Source organism: Candidatus Moraniibacteriota bacterium, from assembly GCA_016699875.1.
In the GTDB taxonomy this organism is placed as follows: domain Bacteria; phylum Patescibacteriota; class Minisyncoccia; order Moranbacterales; family UBA1568.
The window spans coordinates 907,909-926,274 of the sequence record CP064989.1; the positions used below are offsets into that span (position 1 = coordinate 907,909).

Consider the following 18,366-nt stretch of genomic DNA (forward strand, 5'->3'; position numbering starts at 1 on the left):
TCGGGTGTCCCTCGACTTTTTGATGTTCTCCTATGTCTGACAATATTACCTATTTCGCCAAGACGAACTTCCGGAACGAAGATCGGGTTTTCGGTATCAAAGCCGATGATCGTCGTCGGCATATGTATGTCATTGGGAAAACGGGCATGGGGAAGACTAATATGCTCGAGAATCTGGTTATTCAAGATATTCAACACGGACACGGCGTCGCTTTCATTGATCCGCATGGCGATACGGCGGAGAAGCTGATTCGCGCTATTCCGCCGTCGCGCGTCAATGACGTCATTTACTTCAATCCGTCAGATCAGGATTTCCCGGTAGCATTCAATGTGATGGAACATGTGTCGGCGGAGTACCGGCACCTGGTTGCTTCCGGCTTGGTCGGCGTTTTCAAGAAGATTTGGGCGGACTCTTGGGGACCGCGCCTCGAGTATATCTTGCGCAATGCGATTTTGGCGCTTCTGGAATATCCGGGGAGCACGCTTTTGGGTGTGATGCGCATCCTGGTTGACAAGGAGTATCGCAAACGTGTCGTCGACAAGGTGACGGATCCGGTCGTGAAGTCATTTTGGGTTGATGAATATACCAAGTGGAATGACCGCGTGTTGCAGGAAGTGATTGCACCGATCCAAAACAAAGTCGGGCAATTCCTCTCGAGTTCGCTCATCCGAAATATTGTCGGGCAGACCGTCTCGTCATTCGATGTTCGCGATATCATGGACCGTCGGAAGATTCTTATCATGAATCTTTCGAAGGGGCGTATCGGGGAAGACAATAGTGCTCTTATCGGCGCAATGATGATTACCAAGATACAGCTTGCGGCGATGGGGCGTGTGGACATTCCGGAAGATGATCGCCAGGACTTCTATCTTTATGTTGATGAGTTTCAGAATTTCGCAACGGAGTCATTTGGTAATATTCTTTCCGAGGCGCGGAAATATCGGCTGAATTTGATTCTTGCAAACCAGTATATTTTGCAAATCGAAGAATCGGTTCGAGATGCGATCTTTGGCAATACGGGAACGATTATCAGTTTTCGTGTTGGAGCGACTGATGCGGAATTCCTTGAAAAAGAGTTCTCCCCGATTTTCTTGGCAACGGATATTGTAAACTTGGAAAAGTACCATATCTATCTCAAGCTCATGATTGACGGCATCTCCGGGGATGCTTTCAGTGCGACGACGCTTCCTCCGATCGATCTGCCGGAGAGTGATGAAAATGCTGAGAAGGTGGTTCGTATTTCTCGGGAGCGGTACGCGGCCAAGAAGCAAGATGTCGAAGATAAAATTCGCCGGTGGACTGGTATCTTGACTGAAGAGGAGCGGCAGAATTTTGAAGAGCGAATGCGAATGCGCGCCGAAACGACTCTTGCTAAAAAGGCTCCCGTTGAAATCGATGGCTCTCTGTCGACGCCGCCTTCCTCATCGGTGCGCCAGCAGGAATTCTTCAGGAGCTCTTCTCATGACAACCGATCTACTCCTGATCGAATATCTCGTCATGAATCCCCCTCGCGCATACCAACCGGTCATCCTTATCGGAATTCCGCTCTTCCAAATGAACTGACGATTTCCTCGGATTCGCCGTCTCTAACGGGAACGACGAGCGCTTCCATGCAATCAGCTGATCGATTGCGACGAGACCCATCTGAGCATTCGGGAAATGAGATATCATCTCCCAGTTCTCGACCTCTGTACAAATCCGTATGTGCAGTATGTGGTGTCGAGATTGACGTTCCGTTCAAGCCCGATGGGAAGCGTCCGACATTTTGTCGAGAGCACTTCAAAAGTTTTCAGAAGACGATTGCTCGTACGAGAACAGGCGTGGACATGCAGTCCTCCCAAGCATCGCCCGAGAAACGTTCGGAGCATGTGCGGGACGATCATTCCGAGGAAAATCCAGCGTACTCCCGCAGAGAAGATGCGCCATCGGAAGTGTCGCGCGAACGCCATTCGTTTGCTCCAAAGGCGTATGTCTCGATGGAGACGCCGCTTTCTTTGGGGCAGATGCAATATATCGCTCCAAAACCTTTTAAGCGTAGCAAGGAGAAAATCGATTTGGGAGAAGTTCGCAGGATTCTTTCGTCCGAACGAACCGCTGATGGCCATTCAGATTCTTAGTAAGAACTCTCTAGAGAGAGCCCCTCTTCTATTGGCAAGTCTTCAGGTGGTGATTCGCGAGTATGGTTTTTCGTTGTTTTGTTATTCCGGCTGGAGTAATGGGAATGTCGCAGGGTTGAGTTTATCTCAAGAGTAAATTTTGGAGCCGAAAAAGACCAAGACTCGAGTCATGAAGGATTTTTGAGAAGAGAGCTCTCTAATGAAATTTTTCAGGTATTTTCGCTCTCGAATTCTTTTGCTATACTAAAGTGCGCTTTCGGGTTTCTTTTGTCTCTCAAGTTTTAGCAGGACTTTTATGACGCCGTTCAAAAAACGCTATCGACGTATCTACGCTGCATGGGTGGTGATCTCGATTCTTGCGGTTATATCGATGATATTCTTCCTTATTGCCCCTATCTTTACGTATCGATAAGTCGTTTGCCTTGAGCCGGTGCGATATGAAAGGACTGGTGTTTACTCTTCTGTCTGCTTTGGCCGTACTGATTGGTATCGGTGGGAGTTGTGTGATGGGATATCGGGCCTATAAAGAATCTGAACGAAATCGGGGAATCGCCGAGGAGATCCGTGATTTGCAAGATGAAGCGCGTCGCATTGATCAGGAAAATCGAAAACTGAATGATCGAATCGAGTATCTTCAGTCGGACACATTCCGCGAACGAGAGGCAAAGCGTGTTCTTGAATATCAGAAGGCGGGGGAGAAGGTTGTCTTTATACGAGACCGGGTCAGTGCATCAGGGAGCATACCGGACACATCATCACAGAGCGAATCATTCGTGCTTGGCGCATCAAAAGACGCTGAACCGAATCCTCTCAAGTGGTGGCGAGAGTTTTTCGGGAAAAGTTAACCGTTTGGAATATATTGCCGCTTATCAAATTGGGTATGTCTCAACCAGTAGCGCTATCCGGAGATCAGCCGGAATCAAAGAAGAAGCGAGGGGTAATTCGCGTGCGAACGGCGATTTTTGGGTTTCTGATAGGAGGTATTCTTACGTTGCTCATAGTGTCTCTTCTGGTAGCCTTTGCTCCGGATGCGTCGGTCGGCATTGCTTTGCGCCGCATATTTCCGTTTCCAGTCGCGATTGCTGACGGCGCTTTTATCTCTTACGGAGAACTTGATAAAGATCGAGAGTCGGTTCGTCGCTTCTATGAATCTCAGTCGGATGACTTGGCAGAGAAAGGGCTTCGTGTGGACTTTAGTACTCCGGATGGAAAGAGTCGTTTGCTGCTTCGGGAGAAAGATATTTTGAATAAACTTGTCGAGGATCGGATCATTCTTTTCTTGGCGCAGAGCAAAGGTATTCGTTTTTCTAATGACGATGTGACAGCAAGGGTTGAGGATGCGATTCGTGAACAGGGCGGAAGTCGGGAGAACCTCGAGAGTCGACTCTTGCATTTTTACGGATGGAATCTCGAAGAATTTAAAGAGAAAATTGTTGTGCCGTCGCTTTACCGAGATGCGCTCGAGGCGTCATTCTTGAAAGAACGCGATGTTTCGGCAGCGAAATCGAATATTGAAAAAGCTGATTCGGAACTGAAGAATGGGGTGCAGTTTGACAGGGTGGCGGAAGAATTGTCAGAAGGTGATTCCAAGAAGAACGGCGGTGATCTTGGTTGGGTAGATATCGATTCGTTAGTTCCGGAACTTCAGGAGGTGGCGCGAACTCAAGAGATCGGCGCGGTAAGCTCGATACTTGAAAGTACGCTTGGATTTCATATCGTAACTGTTGCGGACAGGAAGACGGAATCCGGAAAAGAGATGGTTCGGATGCGGCAGATATTTACTCGAAAGCCCTCGTTTCCGGAGTGGCTTGCTGACAAAAAGCGCGAAGCGGTTGTCTTTGTTCTTCCTCGTCGATATCTCTGGGATTCGAAAAGTGGCAGTGTCGCTTTTCGGGACGAGTCAATGCGTACTTTTGAAAAGAATGCGCTTCAACAATCCGAAGGCGACCCGTCACTTGTCTTTTAAGGCTGAATCGATTTTTCTCAGGTGTAATTTCGTATATCCTTCGTATGGAAACAACGGATACAACTGTTCCGGTGACGGAACGATCGGATGTGTCTCCCCGGAAGACATGTCATCATGGGGGCGCATCGTTTCTTCTGGCAAGTTTTCTCTTCGGTGTTTTTGGCGGTATTCTCGGCTGGTGGGTCGGACCACGCCTCGCGAGTGACTTGAAACTTCCCATTTCTCCTGCCTTATTGGAGATGACAAAAAACGCAAAAGATTCAGGCGGACAAGGGGCATCGTCTTCATTGCCGGCGTCAGTGTCGTCGGAAGAGTCGCTTCTGGTCTCTCTGGTAGAGAAAAGCACTCCGGGTGTTGTAAGCGTTGTTATTTCAAAAGATGTTCCCAAATACAGGAGCTTTTTTGATGACCCGAATTTTCCCTCGTTTTTCTTTGGTCGTCCGTTTGGGAATAATTCAAATTCCGATTCAGGGGAGACTGAAAAACAGACGGTTGGCGAAGGATCGGGTTTCTTCGTATCTTCGGATGGAACTATTGTGACCAATAAGCATGTTGTCGAGGATTTACAGGCGGACTACACCGTTATAACGAGCGACAAAAAGGAGCATGTGGCGCGTGTTTTGGCGCGTGATCCGGTGCAGGATATTGCCGTATTGAAAATCGACGGAGATAATTTTCCGGCGCTCGAGCTCGGCGATTCGGAGAGTTTGCGTGTGGGGCAGACGGCAGTTGCCATCGGGAATTCGCTTGGGGAATTCTCCAATACGGTAAGTCGGGGAATTATCTCCGGATTGCAGCGAAGTCTTGTGGCGGGATCAGGCATGGGTGCTTCCGAGCGCCTCTCAGGCATTATACAGACCGACGCGGCTATTAACCCGGGGAACTCTGGCGGACCACTTCTTAGTCTTTCAGGAGATGTTATCGGCATTAATGTTGCCATGGCACAAGGCGCACAAAATATCGGATTTGCGATACCGGTCAACAGCATTAAACGCGCGCTTGATGAAGTGAAGAATACCGGGAAGATATCGGCACCGTTTCTCGGTGTACGATCGGTTGCGATTACATCGGAGATTCAAAAGGCGAACAATCTGCCTTTTGAATATGGAGCGCTCATCGTTCGCGGACAAAACATTACTGATTTGGCGGTTGTCCCGGGTTCTCCGGCGGACAAAGCGGATATTGTCGAGAATGACATCATTCTGGAAATCGACGGAGTTAAGATCGACGATGAGAATCAACTCTCCGACGTGATTGCTTCAAAACATGCGGGCGATACGGTGACGCTCAAGGTATGGCATAAGGGCGATACGCGCGACGTGAAAGTGACGCTCGAAGAACGGAAATAAGTGTCCGAGGCGCTGCCAAGGAAATAAAAAAGAAGTCTCAAAAGACTTCTTTTTTATTATTTCCGCGATTATTGTAGAGAGATTCAAGCTTCATTTCATGCAGAAGTCTACCGATGCTTTTTGATCAGCATTGAGGAAAGAACCGGAATGATGAGGAGTGTAAAGAAGGATGAGACGGCAAGACCGAAGATGATGGCGGTTCCCAATGCTCGCCACAGAGCATCGGAGAGGGTAATTGGAATGAGTCCGAGTATGGTGGCGAACGAAGTGATGAATATCGCTTCGATTCGAGATTTTCCGGCATCGATGATCGCTTCGGTATGTTCGAGTCCGTGTGCCCAATTCAGATTCATCTTATCGATTAAAATAATGGCATTTTTCACGACAATACCGAAAAGCGCGAGAATCCCGATGAGTCCCGGGAAGGAGAGTGAGATGCGGAATATTGCCATGCCGATGAATACGCCGATCATGGCGAGCGGGAGTGTCGTAAGAACAATCGCCGCTTGCTTTACGGAATTGAACTGGATAATGAGCGTCGCAACGATAAGGGCGATCGCGATAACGAGCGCGCGGAGAATTGAAGCGACCGACTCTTGATTCTGTTCGTTCTCGCCGCCATAAGTAATGGAGTAGCCGTCGGGGAGATGATAGCTGTTTTTCACTTTTTCCTGGAAGGTGGCAAGGACTTCTGCGGGTCGAACATTGGCGCTCACACCGGCAGAAAGAAGCGCGGTTCGTTTTTGATCGATTCGGGTGATAGAATCGACTGACGGTTTGAGCTCGATTGCGGAGATGTCTCCGAGGCGAATCGTATTTCCGGATGCGTTTCGGAATTCGATAGATCGAAGATCGTCGAGCGAAGGAATTGATTGCTCTGAGAATCGGGCATTGACACTTATTTCTTTGTTATCGCGAAGAACGGTAGTTACTTCGACGCCGGAAATAGCCGTGCGAAGTGCGCTTCCGACGCTGGTCGCATCGAGTCCGTAAAAGGCGAGTCGATCATGATCGAGAGCAAAGGTGTAATCCGCCGGAGCGTTTTTAAGCGAGCTGTTTATGTTGGTTGTACCGGGGATGGTTGCGAGGACTCCTCTGAGGTCATGCACGATTCCGTCGATAGTCTTGAGATCATCGCCTGTGACGCGAGCCTCGAAGGCGGATCCGGAAGGCGGACCTCCTTGCTGGCTGGCAACGCGGATATCGGCATCTCGAACATCGGAGAAATCGTTGTGCAATGCATCGGCAATCTCCGAAGAAGTGCGGTGGCGATCATGTTTATCCGAGAGCTTGACGACGATGCCGGCAAGGTGTGAGGCATTGCCAGTTGCTGTGCCGGTGCCGTCTTGGGAAATGCCGGCATTTCCGACAACCGTAGAGAAGTTTACAATTTCTGGGTAGGTGAGAAGTTTATGTTCGATACGCTGCACAATAGTATTCGTCTCATTGAGTCTGAGTCCTATCGGCGCTTCGATATTGATGAAGATAAGTTCTTCATCGGAAGTTGGGAAGAATTCAATGGGCACAATGCCGAGAATCGGCAACAGAACCGAGCCGATGAATATCGCGCCAGTTCCAAGAAGGACGATCCATTTGCGTCGCGCACTCGATAAGATACTTCTTAGTAGCTTTTCATAGGGCGGAATAATGCGGTCGAAGTGGATAATTCCGTGAATGAGCCGATCTTTGAAGTTCCCGTTTTCGCGATTTCCCGCTTCTTTGAGTCTGGTCTTGATGAGGTTTTCATCATGCCACTCCGCGTCGACGAGCGCGGCATTTTGATTGAGAATTTTATTCCCACTGCGAAGAAAGTACCAGAGCGTGAGCCGTATGATGATGACGAGTGCTGTGCCGGCAAGAGCAAATCCCCACAGGCTTCCGAGGAGTACGCCGTATGTGCCGAGTCCGACAAGGAATGAAACGGCAATGACGAACCAACTCTTGGTAAAGCGAATGCGCTCAAGTGCGGCTGCGAGCGGATGATTGATCATGAGTGCTATCCCAAGAGAAGCTGTGAGTGTGACGGATACGGTAATGGGGATAGACTTGATGAATTGTCCGATCATGCCGGTCGCAAGGAGAAGTGGAAGAAATGCCCACATGGTTGTGAGCGTCGTTGTCGTGAGGACGACTTTGAAATCGCGCAATACCAAGAGGACCGCTTCTTCAGGTGTGAATTTTCCGGTACGGAGGTACTGTTTGGTGGCTGATACGACGACAATAGCGTCATCAACCAAAAGTCCCATGGACAGGAGGAGTGAAAACAATGAGAGAAAATTGAGTGATATCCCCGAAAAGAGCATGGTGCCGAACGTGATAAAGAAGACAAGCGGAATAGTGAGTCCGGCTATGAGCGCTTCTTTCAATCCGACAATGAGTACGAGCGTGCCGACAACGAGTCCGACGGTCAGGAAAAAGTCGCGTGTGAGTTCGTTGAAGTTTTTTCGAATTTCTTTGGCAAGGTCGACGGTCGTGGTCCATTCGACGCCACCAGGGAAACTCTCTGATAGGCGGTTCATGGTGAGTTCCGCGTTGTCGACGGTTTCGATGATGGATCCGCCGGTCCGTTTGACGATATTCAGCGTGACAGCATTTGCGGGTTCTGATCCGTTGATGGACAGTCGCGAGAGGACGGTGCGTTTTACGGCGCGCTCCTCGACGGTCGCGATATCCTTGAGGAGGACAACATTGCCATTGGAAGAGAAGCGGATGGGGATATCTCCCAGTGTTTCTGCTGTGAAAAATCGAGCGTCAGTTCGAACTGGGTAGGAGAACCGTGTGCCGTCAAAACTTCCGGCGGGAACAGCTCGATTGGTAAGGGCAATAGATCGGTTTGCTTCATCGGGCGAGATGCCGAGCGCGGAGAGTTTTGCCGGATCGTAAGCAACGGAGAATTCTCTCTCATCTCCGCCAGAGATGTTGACTTCCCGGACACCGGGAATTTTTTTGAGTTCGTCGCTTGCCGTGTCAGCGATTGATCGCAGGGCAAGTCCATCGATGGGACCGGAGAGGGCTATGGTGAGTATTGGTTGGTCATCAAATGAAATCTCTTTAACAGAAGGGTCTTCGGCATCGTCCGGGAGATCGCTTTTAACTTCTGAAATGGCATCGCGAAGGTTGCGGATAGCATCGTCGATTGGTTCGTTTGCCTCATATTCGACCGTGACAGATGAGAGGGAATTCGCGGAATTCGATGTTATCTTCTTGATGCCCGAGAGACCGCTTATTTTCGTCTCTATCTTTTTGGTGACGAGTTCCTCGACATCCGACGGAGATGCTCCCGGGAAAGGTGTTATGACAATGCCAATGGGGATTTTTATTTCCGGGTTGGATTCGCGGGGGAGTTGGAAGAATGACCAGAGTCCCCAGATGGAGATAGCCGTAATGAGGAGAAGGATGACTCGCGGGCGCGTGACAAAGAAATTAAATGGACTCTTTCTGAGTGCCGGATCGAATTCGAGTTGTTTTAAATACTCTGAGTCGGACGAGGTGTTTCCGGAGTTGTTGTGTGGAGAAGTTGGCATATCTCTGTCTGTCATGGAGATGAATTGTTGCAAGTGAATTTTAGTGGCGGTTTGTTGTGTTTTTATGACTTGATGTCAACAGACGCACCTTCTTCGAGCGCCTTTCCGCTTTCGACTATAATATTGGCGTCGTTTGGAACATTGGCCGATACGATACCGGTCTCTCCGGAGACAGTAATGGAATCGACGGATACTTTCTTTGCAATGCCGGAGTCCTCAATAAAGAAGAATGACCCATCTTGTCCGGTGGTGGTAGCGGAGAGTGGAAGAGAAAGGCGATCGCTTTCGGTGAGCGAGTGTTCTGACGTGAGGCTGACGGTGGCGACGGTTCCTGCGCGGAGCATGTCGTCCGAGAGCTTTGCTTCAACGGGGAATTTTCCTGTGCTGGAATCGGCAAGGGCGCCGATTGAGGTGATATGCGCTTCAGATGACATCTCTCCGGATTGTACGGAAACCACATCGCCGAGAGCGAGCCTTTCTCGCAGGTTGCCGGAAACAGAGAATCGAACCGTAGGCGTTGTGGTTGAGGCGATAGAAGCAAGCTCTGTTCCGGGCGAAACAGCGCTTCCGACGCTGGCATTTTTCTTGGAGATAACGCCGGAGAATGTCGATCGAATTATGGAATTGTTTCGGGCATTGTCGAGCGCGATTTCGGCGCTTTCAAGGCGGAGCTTGGCGAGATCTCGCGCAAGCGTATTGGCAACGCTCTTGGTGCTTTTTTTCTCCGCGAGTCGATTGGCATCCTTGTATGATTTTTTCGCAAGGGAAACAGCTATCTCTGCTTGTCTGATGGTTTCCGAGGAGAGCCCGTCTTTCGTTATCGCTGATCCGAATGGTGTGTCGATGCGAAAGAGAACTGATCCCAGTGAAACGGTATCCCCAACTTCGAATGGGGCGGCGGCAATAGTTCCGGAAGCGGTGGCAAGAAAGATAGTCTCGTGTTCCGGAGCGATAATGCCGGGGAGATGTTCTTCGCTGGAAACAGTCTTGAGCTCGCTCGCTTTTTTTGTAATAACCTGAATGTGATCGGTTTCGGAGCTTTCCGGTGACGATTCTTTGGTTTCGGACGCGCTGTTATGTAAAAAGAGGGATCCTCCGCCAATAAGCGCGAGGCAGAAGATAATCGCCCAGAAGATAGGGCGTTTTGAGAATATAGACGAGATGACCATAGAGGCTGTCCTTAGAAGGTGAATAAAAAACAATCAAACGAGCAATCTGCAAATTATCCTCTAAATAAGCCACTTTGTCAAGTTTCGGTTTCTCAGCCGATGGAATGGTTCTATTTGACGAAACTTCACATTTTTGGTATAGCGATGTGTATGTCTTCATCGCGATTTCAAAAACATATCGAGAGTTTCGCATGCGGTCATTGTGGCGCTTTTGTGGAAGGGAATGGCTATACCAATCACTGCCCGAGGTGTCTTTGGAGTCGGCATGTTGATATTTTCCCCGGCGATCGGGCGGCGGCGTGTGGTGAGTTGATGGCGCCTGTTTCAGCGTGGCTTGAGCATGGCGAATGGCAATTGCGACATCGTTGTCTTGCCTGCGGATACGAAAAAAAGAACCGCCTCTCGGCGGATGATGATATGAGTGTGTTGGCGGATATTGTTCGCGGAGGGAAAAAATAAGAATAAGAGAAATAAAAAGCTCCCAAAGCAACCCTATTGAACAACCCGCGACAAGGGATGAATGCTTTGGGAGAAGATCTTCACGTCCGGGAGAAGCCGCCTGAGTGCTGAGACGTGAAGGAGTTTGAGAGGTAGGATTCCAACTTGGAAACTGATCGAATTGTTGCCTTGCGGTAGATGATCAGCCTGTGTGTCCGGAGCTGGAATCCATAGCAGGGAGTGTGTTGTTCCCGCTCAGCGCGTTGCGCTGTTTGGTTTGGAATCTCCGAACATTGTCGGAAATCCCTGGATTGGTCGGGCGGACACAGGAGCATTTCGCTTGTCGCTACTTTGCCCGTATTCTGCGCCGCCCGGATACTGCGCGGGGAGAAGCTTGGGAAGCTCCAATCCCCATTTACTTACTGCGCGCCGGGATGCAGGTGTTGCTTTCTCGTTTGCATCCCAGGGTACTTCAGCCGTGGTAACTCAGTCAGGGTTCAGATTTACGACCTTCATAGGAAGGAGTCTCCTCATGGTTGCAGTTGCGCAGGACATCGGGGGACCGCCTGCTATCGGTCATCGGCAGTTCCCCTTACGGTGCGTTTGTGGCGCGGTAGTTGCGCCATGTTGGGTCAGTACGAAATTGCTTCTTCATGGGGATTCCTTTGTCGGAAAGATCCAGCCGTCCTCAATGAATAGTATCCCCCACTGGAACCAAAACTCAGAGCTCCAAGCGTGAAGGACGTTTCCGGAGCCATTATTTCGGTTTTTGCCTTGCTTCGAATGTCTGCCGACGGTATCGGACGAACTTTCCCGCACGGTTGTACCAATGCGAGTTCATGGACAAGCGCGTACCCGAAAAATGAATTTGTTAAGGATCCGTTACTTTCTTTCTACTGTACGCTTGTGGCGGCGTCAAGTGGTGCGGGGAGTCGCCATTCCCAGGAGTGATCGGGGATTTTGAAGAATTCGGCATCGTCGGGGGCGCTCTTGTCGAGTTTGTAGTGAATACGCTGTACGGCTTTGCCTTGCGGGTCGCGGAGTTCCAGATACTGCCGCGTATTGCCGAGAGTGAAGGCGGCGTGCTCTCGCGTGATCCGGACGGAGGTGCCGGGCTTTATGGTGACACTCTCAGTAATCTTGTGATTGACGAAGTTTTTGGTGGTGAACTTCGACTTGGTGGCGATGCTCCAGCCCTTGAGATCGACCTCCTTTTTTGACTTGTTCTGAATGAGAAGGTACTCGCGACCGGTATCGGCGCCTTGGGGATTTGGCACGAGGGAAACGATGCGGACTTTCGGAGCGACGTACTTTTCTATTTTGATGCGGAATGTCTTGGTTTTGTCCGAGATGCCGTCGGTGTAGGTGAGCTTCACAGTGTACCGTCCGGTTTTGGCAAAGGTGTGTGCGGTGTCTTTCTTGTAGCTCTTGTGTCCGTCGCCGAAATCCCAAACGACTTTGGTTTTGTCTCGGTCTTTGTCCTTTATGCTCGCGCTAAAGGGTATCGAAATCTTGGCGAAGCCGGTTTTCGGGACGGAAGTCTTCGCCGAGGGGTCGTTTCCAAAGCGATTCGCTTCGCCTGGCGTGAGGAACTTGGTATTTCGCCAACGACTCTCGTCTCGGGCAAGGGAAACGTTTTCTCGGGTTTTTTCCCAGGACACGCTGTCGGCTGTGGCTCCGGTCGAGTCTTCAAGTGAGACGGTTTCGGCACTATTGTTGAGCGCGAAGATGAAGTCGGAACGGAAGATTGTGAGGAATGTGTTCGGCGCAATCGAGCTTTCGGAAGGGAATATATACTTGCCGGTTTTCGAGGCGTCGCGGAGTTTCCAACCAGAGAGATCGAATTGGTTTTTGCTTCTGTTTTCTATCTCGATAAACTCTCGTGTCGATTCGTCTCCTGTCGGATTGGCGAGTATTTCGGAGAGCACGACGATTGCGCTGCCCGCGCGATCTTTGGAGACGCCGCAGAAATCGAGCGACGCGCGGTCGAAAGTGTGCCCGGTCGGCAAGATTGTTGTCTCGATAGTTGGCATGTCCGACTTGGATGAGCGGATAATCATCTCGTTTGCTTTGGGGTTTCGAACATTTGGTTCATCGCTTCGAAACGGTTTGTTGACTGTGCCCCAAGAGATCGAATCGACAATGGTGTCGTCTACATCAATAAGGGCAAGAGAATTGTTGTCGGTAAGTGTCGCAGTGCTTTTTTCGGTTGCGCGGAGCGCATCGGCAAAGCCGTTTGTGGAATTTGCCCAGAGGAGCGTTTCACCTGGCGGCAGTATGCTTGTATCACCAAACGCTTTGATGGATGACTCGCTGCCGCTTGCGGTGCGCTTTCGGAGTTTCCAATCGGACAGGTCGAGCGCACATTCTTCGTCATTTTGTATTTCGATGAAGTCTTCGGAAGTGGTGGTCCCTGCGGTTTGCACGGCGTGTATGAAGACATTGCGGAATGTCTTTGCCTCGGCGCTTTTCGGAGAAAGAAAAAAGACGCCTCCGGTCGACAGTGCGAGTGTGGCGCCAAAAGATATGAATGCGACAAGTGCGGAGCGGACGGTCATAGAGTCAGTTCGGTCACTTCGGAAAAAGAGCGGGAGTATTTTTCGGCGTTCCAAATTTTCGGACATGGTAGCACTCGTTCTTGTTTTGTCAATATTCTGGTATACTCGTAGGTGAGAGACGCTTATCTCAAATATGTGCACTTATGACTGATGACACGCAAGGGGAGCCGGGAAAAGAAAACCCGAAAGATGCAAAGCCGTCGTGGGTTTCGCTGCTACTTGATATCGCATCGCGGCACGCCAAGGATGTGGTGGGCGGAGCACTTGCTATTGCCGGGACGGTTGAGAGCGATATTCGCGCGTTCATCATGCGGTTTATTCGAGAGCTGGTCTTGGGCATGGTACTGCTCTTTATCGGATTCGGATTTGTGGTATTCGGCATCGGAATGACATTGGTGGAAGTGTTCCGCCTGGGACCTGCGGCCGGGTCATTGGTTGTCGGGACGCTTTTTGTGGCGACAGGCGCCCTTCTCTTGGTATTTTCTCGTCGTTAAAATACGAATCGATTTTTAATGGGTAAATTATTTCTTATGAATGACTTCATGGATCGGGCGAAGAAAGAGGCGGAGAAGGTCTCGGAGCGGGCGGGCGAGGCAAGAGATGCGGTTGTCGAAAAAGCGGAACAAGCCCGGGAGAAAATTGCCGAGGCGGCGAACGACGCGCACAAATACGTCAAGGAGAATCCTGTCAAGTCCGCAGGCATTGCGCTCGGTGTCGGCGCCATTATCGGTTCTATCGTCGGCTTCTTCACAGGAAGGAAGAAGAAATAGGAGACCATTTATTGACAACTTACATAGATCATTATACATTATCACTGATTTCTTTGTTGTTCCGATGAAATCCTTTTCTTTTCGTTTGCTCTTTCAATCTCCAACTGAATTGGCAGGTGTGTCATGGAAAAATTTTTGAGTCCAGAGGAAGTGCAAAAGGTTTGTGAATTAGCACAAAGCTCCTATCGACCAAAGGAAATTGTTGGTTTAAAGAATCAAATCGAAGGTGAGATCCATGCTGCCGAACTTAATTATTCGGTGACAGGAGTTATTGATCATGAACGTATCCAAAGGATAGTATCCATGAAATTGGAACTTGACGGGCTATATGTCAAGTGGGCGCGCGGGATAATTTCATAGTTTTCATCCGGCTTGTCAGGCACTTACTAAAACCTTCTCTTTGGAGAAGGTTTTTGCTATTATGGGGGTGTAGGTGAATTTTTTTGGTATGATCCTATGAAGATTATCTCGTTCTTGTTTCAGGGGTTTTTGCATCTTGCTCTTTTGGCGTGGCCGATGCTGGTTCTTATGTCTGCTATGATATTTGACGCTCCCGGGTCAAAGGCGAGTATTGGGAATGTTCTTTTCATGTTGCTCATATTTTTTTATCCGGTCGCCATTGGATTAATAGCGTACTTTCTCGATTGGCGTCTCTTTTTTCTTCCGCCAAAGTATCTCCTGCTGTTAGCCGGCGTTCTTTCGATAGCGGCTTTCATATATATGGGAGGCACCCAGGTCCTTGCCGGTGTTTTCAGAAAATAATACCGTTCGGGATTTTTCTCGGGTATTTTTCTGAAACGCGCCTTGCTGCTTTCGTTTTCGAGCCTTCTCTTCGGAGAGGGTTTTTGCTACCATGGAAGTATGAACGGGTCTATCAAAAATCCGTGGGTGTGGCTTCTCGTGTCATTCATCCTGGTTTCCGGCGGTGTCGGAATGTTTCTGTTCCGCGGAGGGTCGGCGCGGGTGTTGGAGAATGAGGCGTCGGCAATATCATCGGAGTCGGAGATGACAGATGGAAAGCTTTCGGCGGAGGATTCGGAAGGAATTGTCAAAGCGCTTGAAACGGGAGACGCTACTCCCGGGGAATCGGAAAGCGGCGATGATGTCGGCGATACAACGGGCCAAGAGGTATTGGGCGAGCCGGCAGCTGTCTCGCCGTCGGCTTCAACCGAATCCTCTCTTGCGACACCGGCGAAAGCAGTTGAGCCTGTGAAAGAGGCGGATGATTCGACAGCGACATCAGAAACGTCGCCGTCAAAGTCGAGCGGGAAATTTTCGATAGAGAAGAAGCTGGTGTCGTGGGGATTTACCGCATCGAGCGGACGGAAGATCGACACCGTGGTGATTCACTCGACGTACAATGCGCTGAGTGGCGATCCGTTTTCGGTTTCAAAAATTATAGATATCTACAAAAGCTACGGTGTATCGCCGCACTATCTTGTGGCGCGGGACGGGACGGTATACCGAATGGTCGAGGAGAAGAATATCGCCTATCATGCCGGCGATTCGGAAATGCCGGATGGACGGACAAATGTGAATGCATTCTCGATCGGTATCGAGGTGATCGGGAAAGATGACGGCAGTCCGAGCGATGCGCAGTATGATGCGCTCAAGAAACTCATCGCCGATATCGAGACGCGGCATGACATCAAACATATCCTCGGGCACAGCGATATCGCGCCGGGGCGCAAAAGCGACCCATGGGGATTTAGCTGGAAGAAGATCGGTGGCAAGGAACTCTGATGGAAAGATGAATTATGAATCCAGAATCAGGAATAAAGAGTCAGAAAGAGAATGTGTGGAGATTGGATCTTCATGTCGAAGAGGTGGTGACAGATGTTGTCTTGTTTCGTGGCTCGGAAGAAGTGAGTCGTGTGCGGATCGAGCCGAATCGGGAGCTTCTGGAAAAGTTGCTTCCCGCGGTTGATGCGCTTCTTGCGGCGCAGGAAATCGCCCCGCGCGATATCGCTGATATTCGCGTTGAGTCAGATCTTCCCGACGGATATTCCTCTCGGCGTATCGCAGAAACCGTTGCGGGAGTGTGGAATCGGTTTTCTCGGTGATGCAACGGAATTTCTCGAGGAGTATTGACATTTCACGAGTTATTCAGTATATTGAAGTGTCTCTCTTTAACAATTCGCAGGCCAACAAGTGGAGGATATATCATGAGCTACAGAGAATTTTATGTGTGTTTTCAGGATGATCATAAAGGAGTAAGTAATATCTCCGTATATGCGCACGATGAGAATGATGCAAGGGAGTTGCTCGGAAGGTGCTTTGCTGGACGGAGAGGCTCAGGAACTTTTCGGTTAGCGACGGAGCGAGGCGAAGAGATTCCATTTCAAATTGGCAGAGGAGACACTCAAGATGGCGATGCAGCGTAAACCAAGAGGGAGTAAGCGTCGAGATGGAACATCGCAGGATAAATGTTCTGGAAAACAGGATAAGAGAGGATATTTTGCAAGACGGTATGCTTCTGGTATAAATGTGTGCCGAAGACCTCTTTCTTCTGGCGCCGCTCAGGATGAGTGGCAGCGTCGGAATGACAAATAGCAAATGAGGTGCATCTTCATTAACGTGTGCAAGTATTTGGATACCCGGAATCAGGAGTTGATTCCGGGCGTTTTCTTTTTTTGACACTTTGGAGTCGAGACGATAGGATGGAAGCAGATAAACTCTTGGAAAACCCTATGAATACGGCGGAAATTACCATGGACAAAATTGTCTCGCTTGCGAAGCGCCGCGGGTTTGTGTTTCCGGGAAGCGATATCTATGGAGGACTTGCAAACTCATGGGACTACGGTCCATACGGTGCTCAGCTCAAGAAAAACATAAAAGATCACTGGTGGAGGACATTTGTCGAGAGTCGCAATGATATGGTGGGGCTCGATGCGGCGATTATCATGAATCCAAAGGTGTGGGAGGCGAGCGGACATATTTCCGGTTTCAACGACTTCCTGGTCGAGTGCAAGGAATGTCATGAGCGGCTCCGGCCGGATCAGCATCTCGATGCGGCGAATCAAAACGCATTCATGCTGGCGTTCTCGGAGATGACGTTCAAGAAGATGGAGATTGAGAAACTCAAGAAGGAGGCGTCTCCGGATCAGGCGATGATTGAAAAATATGAGCATGATGTTGAGACGCTTGCTGAGAAAATATTCGGTGCGCTCCGGACGATCGAGTGTCCGCACTGTGGGAAACGCGACTGGTCGCACCCGACACTCTTTAATCTCATGTTTAAGACATTCATCGGCCCCGCTGAGGAAAGCGCGAATATTGCGTACCTTCGACCGGAGACGGCGCAGGCGATGTTTGTGGACTTTCCGCTGGTCGCCGGCGTGTCGCGAAAGCGGTTGCCATTCGGTATCGCACAAATCGGGAAAGCATTCCGCAATGAAATCACGCCGGGCAATTTTATTTTTCGTACGCGCGAATTTGAACAGATGGAGATTGAATACTTCTTTGACTCGAAGAAACGGGAGTGGAATGAAGTGTTTACCTATTGGCAGAGTGAGATGGAATCATGGATGAAGTCGGTTGGCATGGATATGGCTCGAATTCATCCGACAGAGATAGCGGAAAATGAGCGGGCGCATTATTCGGCTCGGACGGTGGACTTCGAATTCGACTATCCCTTCGGGCGCAAGGAGCTCTTCGGGCTTGCCTGTCGGACAGACTATGACTTGTCGCGCCACGCGAAGTTCTCGGGGCAGGATATGACCTGGCAGGACCCTGAGACAAAAGAGAAGATCACGCCGTTTGTTGTCGAGCCGACATTCGGACTCGATCGCGGACTCCTCGCGATTCTGCTCTCCGCCTATGACGAAGAACCAGTCGGCGAAGGGGAGACTCGAACGGTGCTTCGCTTGGCAAAGTCTATCGCGCCGGTCAAAGTGGCGGTCTTTCCGCTTATGAAAAACAAGCCCGAGCTGGTCGACAAAGCGCGCAAGGTGTTCGAGGTATTGCGGAAAGATATCGTATGCGAGTTTGATGATAATGGCAATGTCGGGAAGCGCTATCGCCGACAGGATGAAATCGGGACGCCATACTGCGTGACTATCGACTTCCAAACACTCGACGACGGCACGGTGACCGTGCGCGACCGCGACACGATGAAGCAAGACCGTCTGTCGCTCGCCGACCTCGGCAACTACCTCTGGGAGCACTTGCGGTAGGGATACTTCCGAGAAACTATGCCAAAACTTTTTATAGTATTTTTGGGTGGACGATTGAGTGATAATAGGATGGGCGAAGACCATGAGGTTGTTGCCGTTGTTGCTGAGGATGATAGCGAAGCCAAATTAAAGGCGCGTGAACAATGGAAGGGTTTGGATCGAAAATCGGTGCATATTGATTCGATGATGGAGCTTTCGAGGGTTGGCGGATACGCGGTATCTTTGAGTCGAATCGAAGGAGGAGAGGATGATGTTCAGAGAGACAATTCGTACGTTCCCTTGTCTTGATCTTATTTCTTG

The 18,366-nt window shown here is 50.0% G+C and carries 16 protein-coding genes; 13 read left to right on the forward strand and 3 right to left on the reverse strand.

Translation table 11 applies throughout. The features are described from left to right. Window positions 1-32: 32 nt before the first annotated feature. From IPK84_04360 to IPK84_04375, 4 genes are all read left to right on the forward strand, one after another. Complete coding sequence (locus IPK84_04360; protein ID QQS15572.1) at window positions 33-2,117, forward strand: type IV secretion system DNA-binding domain-containing protein; 2,085 nt, start codon at window positions 33-35, stop codon at window positions 2,115-2,117. Between the two features lie 437 nt (window positions 2,118-2,554). Next, window positions 2,555-2,962 carry a hypothetical protein gene (locus IPK84_04365; protein QQS15573.1) on the forward strand — a complete coding sequence of 136 codons (408 nt, stop codon included), beginning with the start codon at window positions 2,555-2,557 and terminating at the stop codon, window positions 2,960-2,962. A gap of 35 nt (window positions 2,963-2,997) precedes the next feature. Further along, window positions 2,998-4,083, forward strand: a complete 1,086-nt coding sequence (locus IPK84_04370) for a peptidylprolyl isomerase (GenBank protein ID QQS15574.1) — start codon at window positions 2,998-3,000, stop codon at window positions 4,081-4,083. A gap of 44 nt (window positions 4,084-4,127) precedes the next feature. Then, window positions 4,128-5,432, forward strand: a complete 1,305-nt coding sequence (locus IPK84_04375) for a trypsin-like peptidase domain-containing protein (GenBank protein QQS15575.1) — start codon at window positions 4,128-4,130, stop codon at window positions 5,430-5,432. Window positions 5,433-5,539: 107 nt separating this feature from the next. Here the strand turns inward: IPK84_04375 and IPK84_04380 are convergent, their stop codons facing one another. Next, window positions 5,540-8,956 (reverse strand): efflux RND transporter permease subunit, encoded by a 3,417-nt coding sequence (locus IPK84_04380; GenBank protein QQS15576.1) that lies wholly within the window; start codon window positions 8,954-8,956, stop codon window positions 5,540-5,542. 62 nt (window positions 8,957-9,018) lie between these two features. After that, window positions 9,019-10,125 (reverse strand): efflux RND transporter periplasmic adaptor subunit, encoded by a 1,107-nt coding sequence (locus IPK84_04385; protein ID QQS15577.1) that lies wholly within the window; start codon window positions 10,123-10,125, stop codon window positions 9,019-9,021. 150 nt (window positions 10,126-10,275) lie between these two features. Here IPK84_04385 and IPK84_04390 point away from each other — a divergent pair, with 150 nt between their 5' ends. After that, window positions 10,276-10,584, forward strand: coding sequence for an RNHCP domain-containing protein (locus IPK84_04390; GenBank protein ID QQS15578.1), 309 nt, complete (start codon window positions 10,276-10,278; stop codon window positions 10,582-10,584). An 872-nt stretch (window positions 10,585-11,456) separates the two neighbouring features. On the opposite strand, the gene IPK84_04395 is transcribed toward IPK84_04390, so the two are convergent. Beyond that, window positions 11,457-13,187, reverse strand: coding sequence for a lamin tail domain-containing protein (locus IPK84_04395; GenBank protein QQS15579.1), 1,731 nt, complete (start codon window positions 13,185-13,187; stop codon window positions 11,457-11,459). Window positions 13,188-13,264: 77 nt separating this feature from the next. On the opposite strand from IPK84_04395, the gene IPK84_04400 reads away from it, so the two are divergent. From IPK84_04400 to IPK84_04435, 8 genes are all read left to right on the forward strand, one after another. After that, entirely contained in the window at window positions 13,265-13,615 is a 351-nt protein-coding gene (locus IPK84_04400) for a hypothetical protein (GenBank protein QQS15580.1), read from the forward strand. Window positions 13,616-13,633: 18 nt separating this feature from the next. Next, entirely contained in the window at window positions 13,634-13,891 is a 258-nt protein-coding gene (locus IPK84_04405; protein QQS15581.1) for a DUF883 family protein, read from the forward strand. A gap of 123 nt (window positions 13,892-14,014) precedes the next feature. Then, window positions 14,015-14,251: a hypothetical protein gene (locus IPK84_04410; GenBank protein ID QQS15582.1), complete on the forward strand. Its 237-nt coding sequence runs from the start codon at window positions 14,015-14,017 to the stop codon at window positions 14,249-14,251. Between the two features lie 96 nt (window positions 14,252-14,347). After that, window positions 14,348-14,653 (forward strand): hypothetical protein, encoded by a 306-nt coding sequence (locus IPK84_04415; GenBank protein QQS15583.1) that lies wholly within the window; start codon window positions 14,348-14,350, stop codon window positions 14,651-14,653. Between the two features lie 99 nt (window positions 14,654-14,752). Continuing rightward, window positions 14,753-15,634: an N-acetylmuramoyl-L-alanine amidase gene (locus IPK84_04420; GenBank protein QQS15584.1), complete on the forward strand. Its 882-nt coding sequence runs from the start codon at window positions 14,753-14,755 to the stop codon at window positions 15,632-15,634. Between the two features lie 14 nt (window positions 15,635-15,648). Next, entirely contained in the window at window positions 15,649-15,954 is a 306-nt protein-coding gene (locus IPK84_04425; GenBank protein QQS15585.1) for a hypothetical protein, read from the forward strand. A 627-nt stretch (window positions 15,955-16,581) separates the two neighbouring features. Further along, the gene (locus IPK84_04430; protein QQS15586.1) at window positions 16,582-18,066 is read left to right on the forward strand and encodes a glycine--tRNA ligase; all 1,485 of its coding nucleotides are present in this window, start codon (window positions 16,582-16,584) and stop codon (window positions 18,064-18,066) included. A gap of 18 nt (window positions 18,067-18,084) precedes the next feature. Continuing rightward, window positions 18,085-18,354, forward strand: coding sequence for a DUF1543 domain-containing protein (locus IPK84_04435; protein ID QQS15587.1), 270 nt, complete (start codon window positions 18,085-18,087; stop codon window positions 18,352-18,354). Window positions 18,355-18,366 lie beyond the last annotated feature (12 nt).

Bases quoted from the DNA above. Each gene is read 5' to 3' on its own strand.
- IPK84_04360 (QQS15572.1), top strand. From the start codon at position 33: ATGTCTGACAATATTACCTATTTCGCCAAGACGAACTTCCGGAACGAA.
- IPK84_04365 (QQS15573.1), top strand. From the start codon at position 2,555: ATGAAAGGACTGGTGTTTACTCTTCTGTCTGCTTTGGCCGTACTGATT.
- IPK84_04370 (QQS15574.1), top strand. From the start codon at position 2,998: ATGTCTCAACCAGTAGCGCTATCCGGAGATCAGCCGGAATCAAAGAAG.
- IPK84_04375 (QQS15575.1), top strand. From the start codon at position 4,128: ATGGAAACAACGGATACAACTGTTCCGGTGACGGAACGATCGGATGTG.
- IPK84_04380 (QQS15576.1), bottom strand. From the start codon at position 8,956: ATGCCAACTTCTCCACACAACAACTCCGGAAACACCTCGTCCGACTCA.
- IPK84_04385 (QQS15577.1), bottom strand. From the start codon at position 10,125: ATGGTCATCTCGTCTATATTCTCAAAACGCCCTATCTTCTGGGCGATT.
- IPK84_04390 (QQS15578.1), top strand. From the start codon at position 10,276: ATGTCTTCATCGCGATTTCAAAAACATATCGAGAGTTTCGCATGCGGT.
- IPK84_04395 (QQS15579.1), bottom strand. From the start codon at position 13,187: ATGTCCGAAAATTTGGAACGCCGAAAAATACTCCCGCTCTTTTTCCGA.
- IPK84_04400 (QQS15580.1), top strand. From the start codon at position 13,265: ATGACTGATGACACGCAAGGGGAGCCGGGAAAAGAAAACCCGAAAGAT.
- IPK84_04405 (QQS15581.1), top strand. From the start codon at position 13,634: ATGGGTAAATTATTTCTTATGAATGACTTCATGGATCGGGCGAAGAAA.
- IPK84_04410 (QQS15582.1), top strand. From the start codon at position 14,015: ATGGAAAAATTTTTGAGTCCAGAGGAAGTGCAAAAGGTTTGTGAATTA.
- IPK84_04415 (QQS15583.1), top strand. From the start codon at position 14,348: ATGAAGATTATCTCGTTCTTGTTTCAGGGGTTTTTGCATCTTGCTCTT.
- IPK84_04420 (QQS15584.1), top strand. From the start codon at position 14,753: ATGAACGGGTCTATCAAAAATCCGTGGGTGTGGCTTCTCGTGTCATTC.
- IPK84_04425 (QQS15585.1), top strand. From the start codon at position 15,649: ATGAATCCAGAATCAGGAATAAAGAGTCAGAAAGAGAATGTGTGGAGA.
- IPK84_04430 (QQS15586.1), top strand. From the start codon at position 16,582: ATGAATACGGCGGAAATTACCATGGACAAAATTGTCTCGCTTGCGAAG.
- IPK84_04435 (QQS15587.1), top strand. From the start codon at position 18,085: ATGCCAAAACTTTTTATAGTATTTTTGGGTGGACGATTGAGTGATAAT.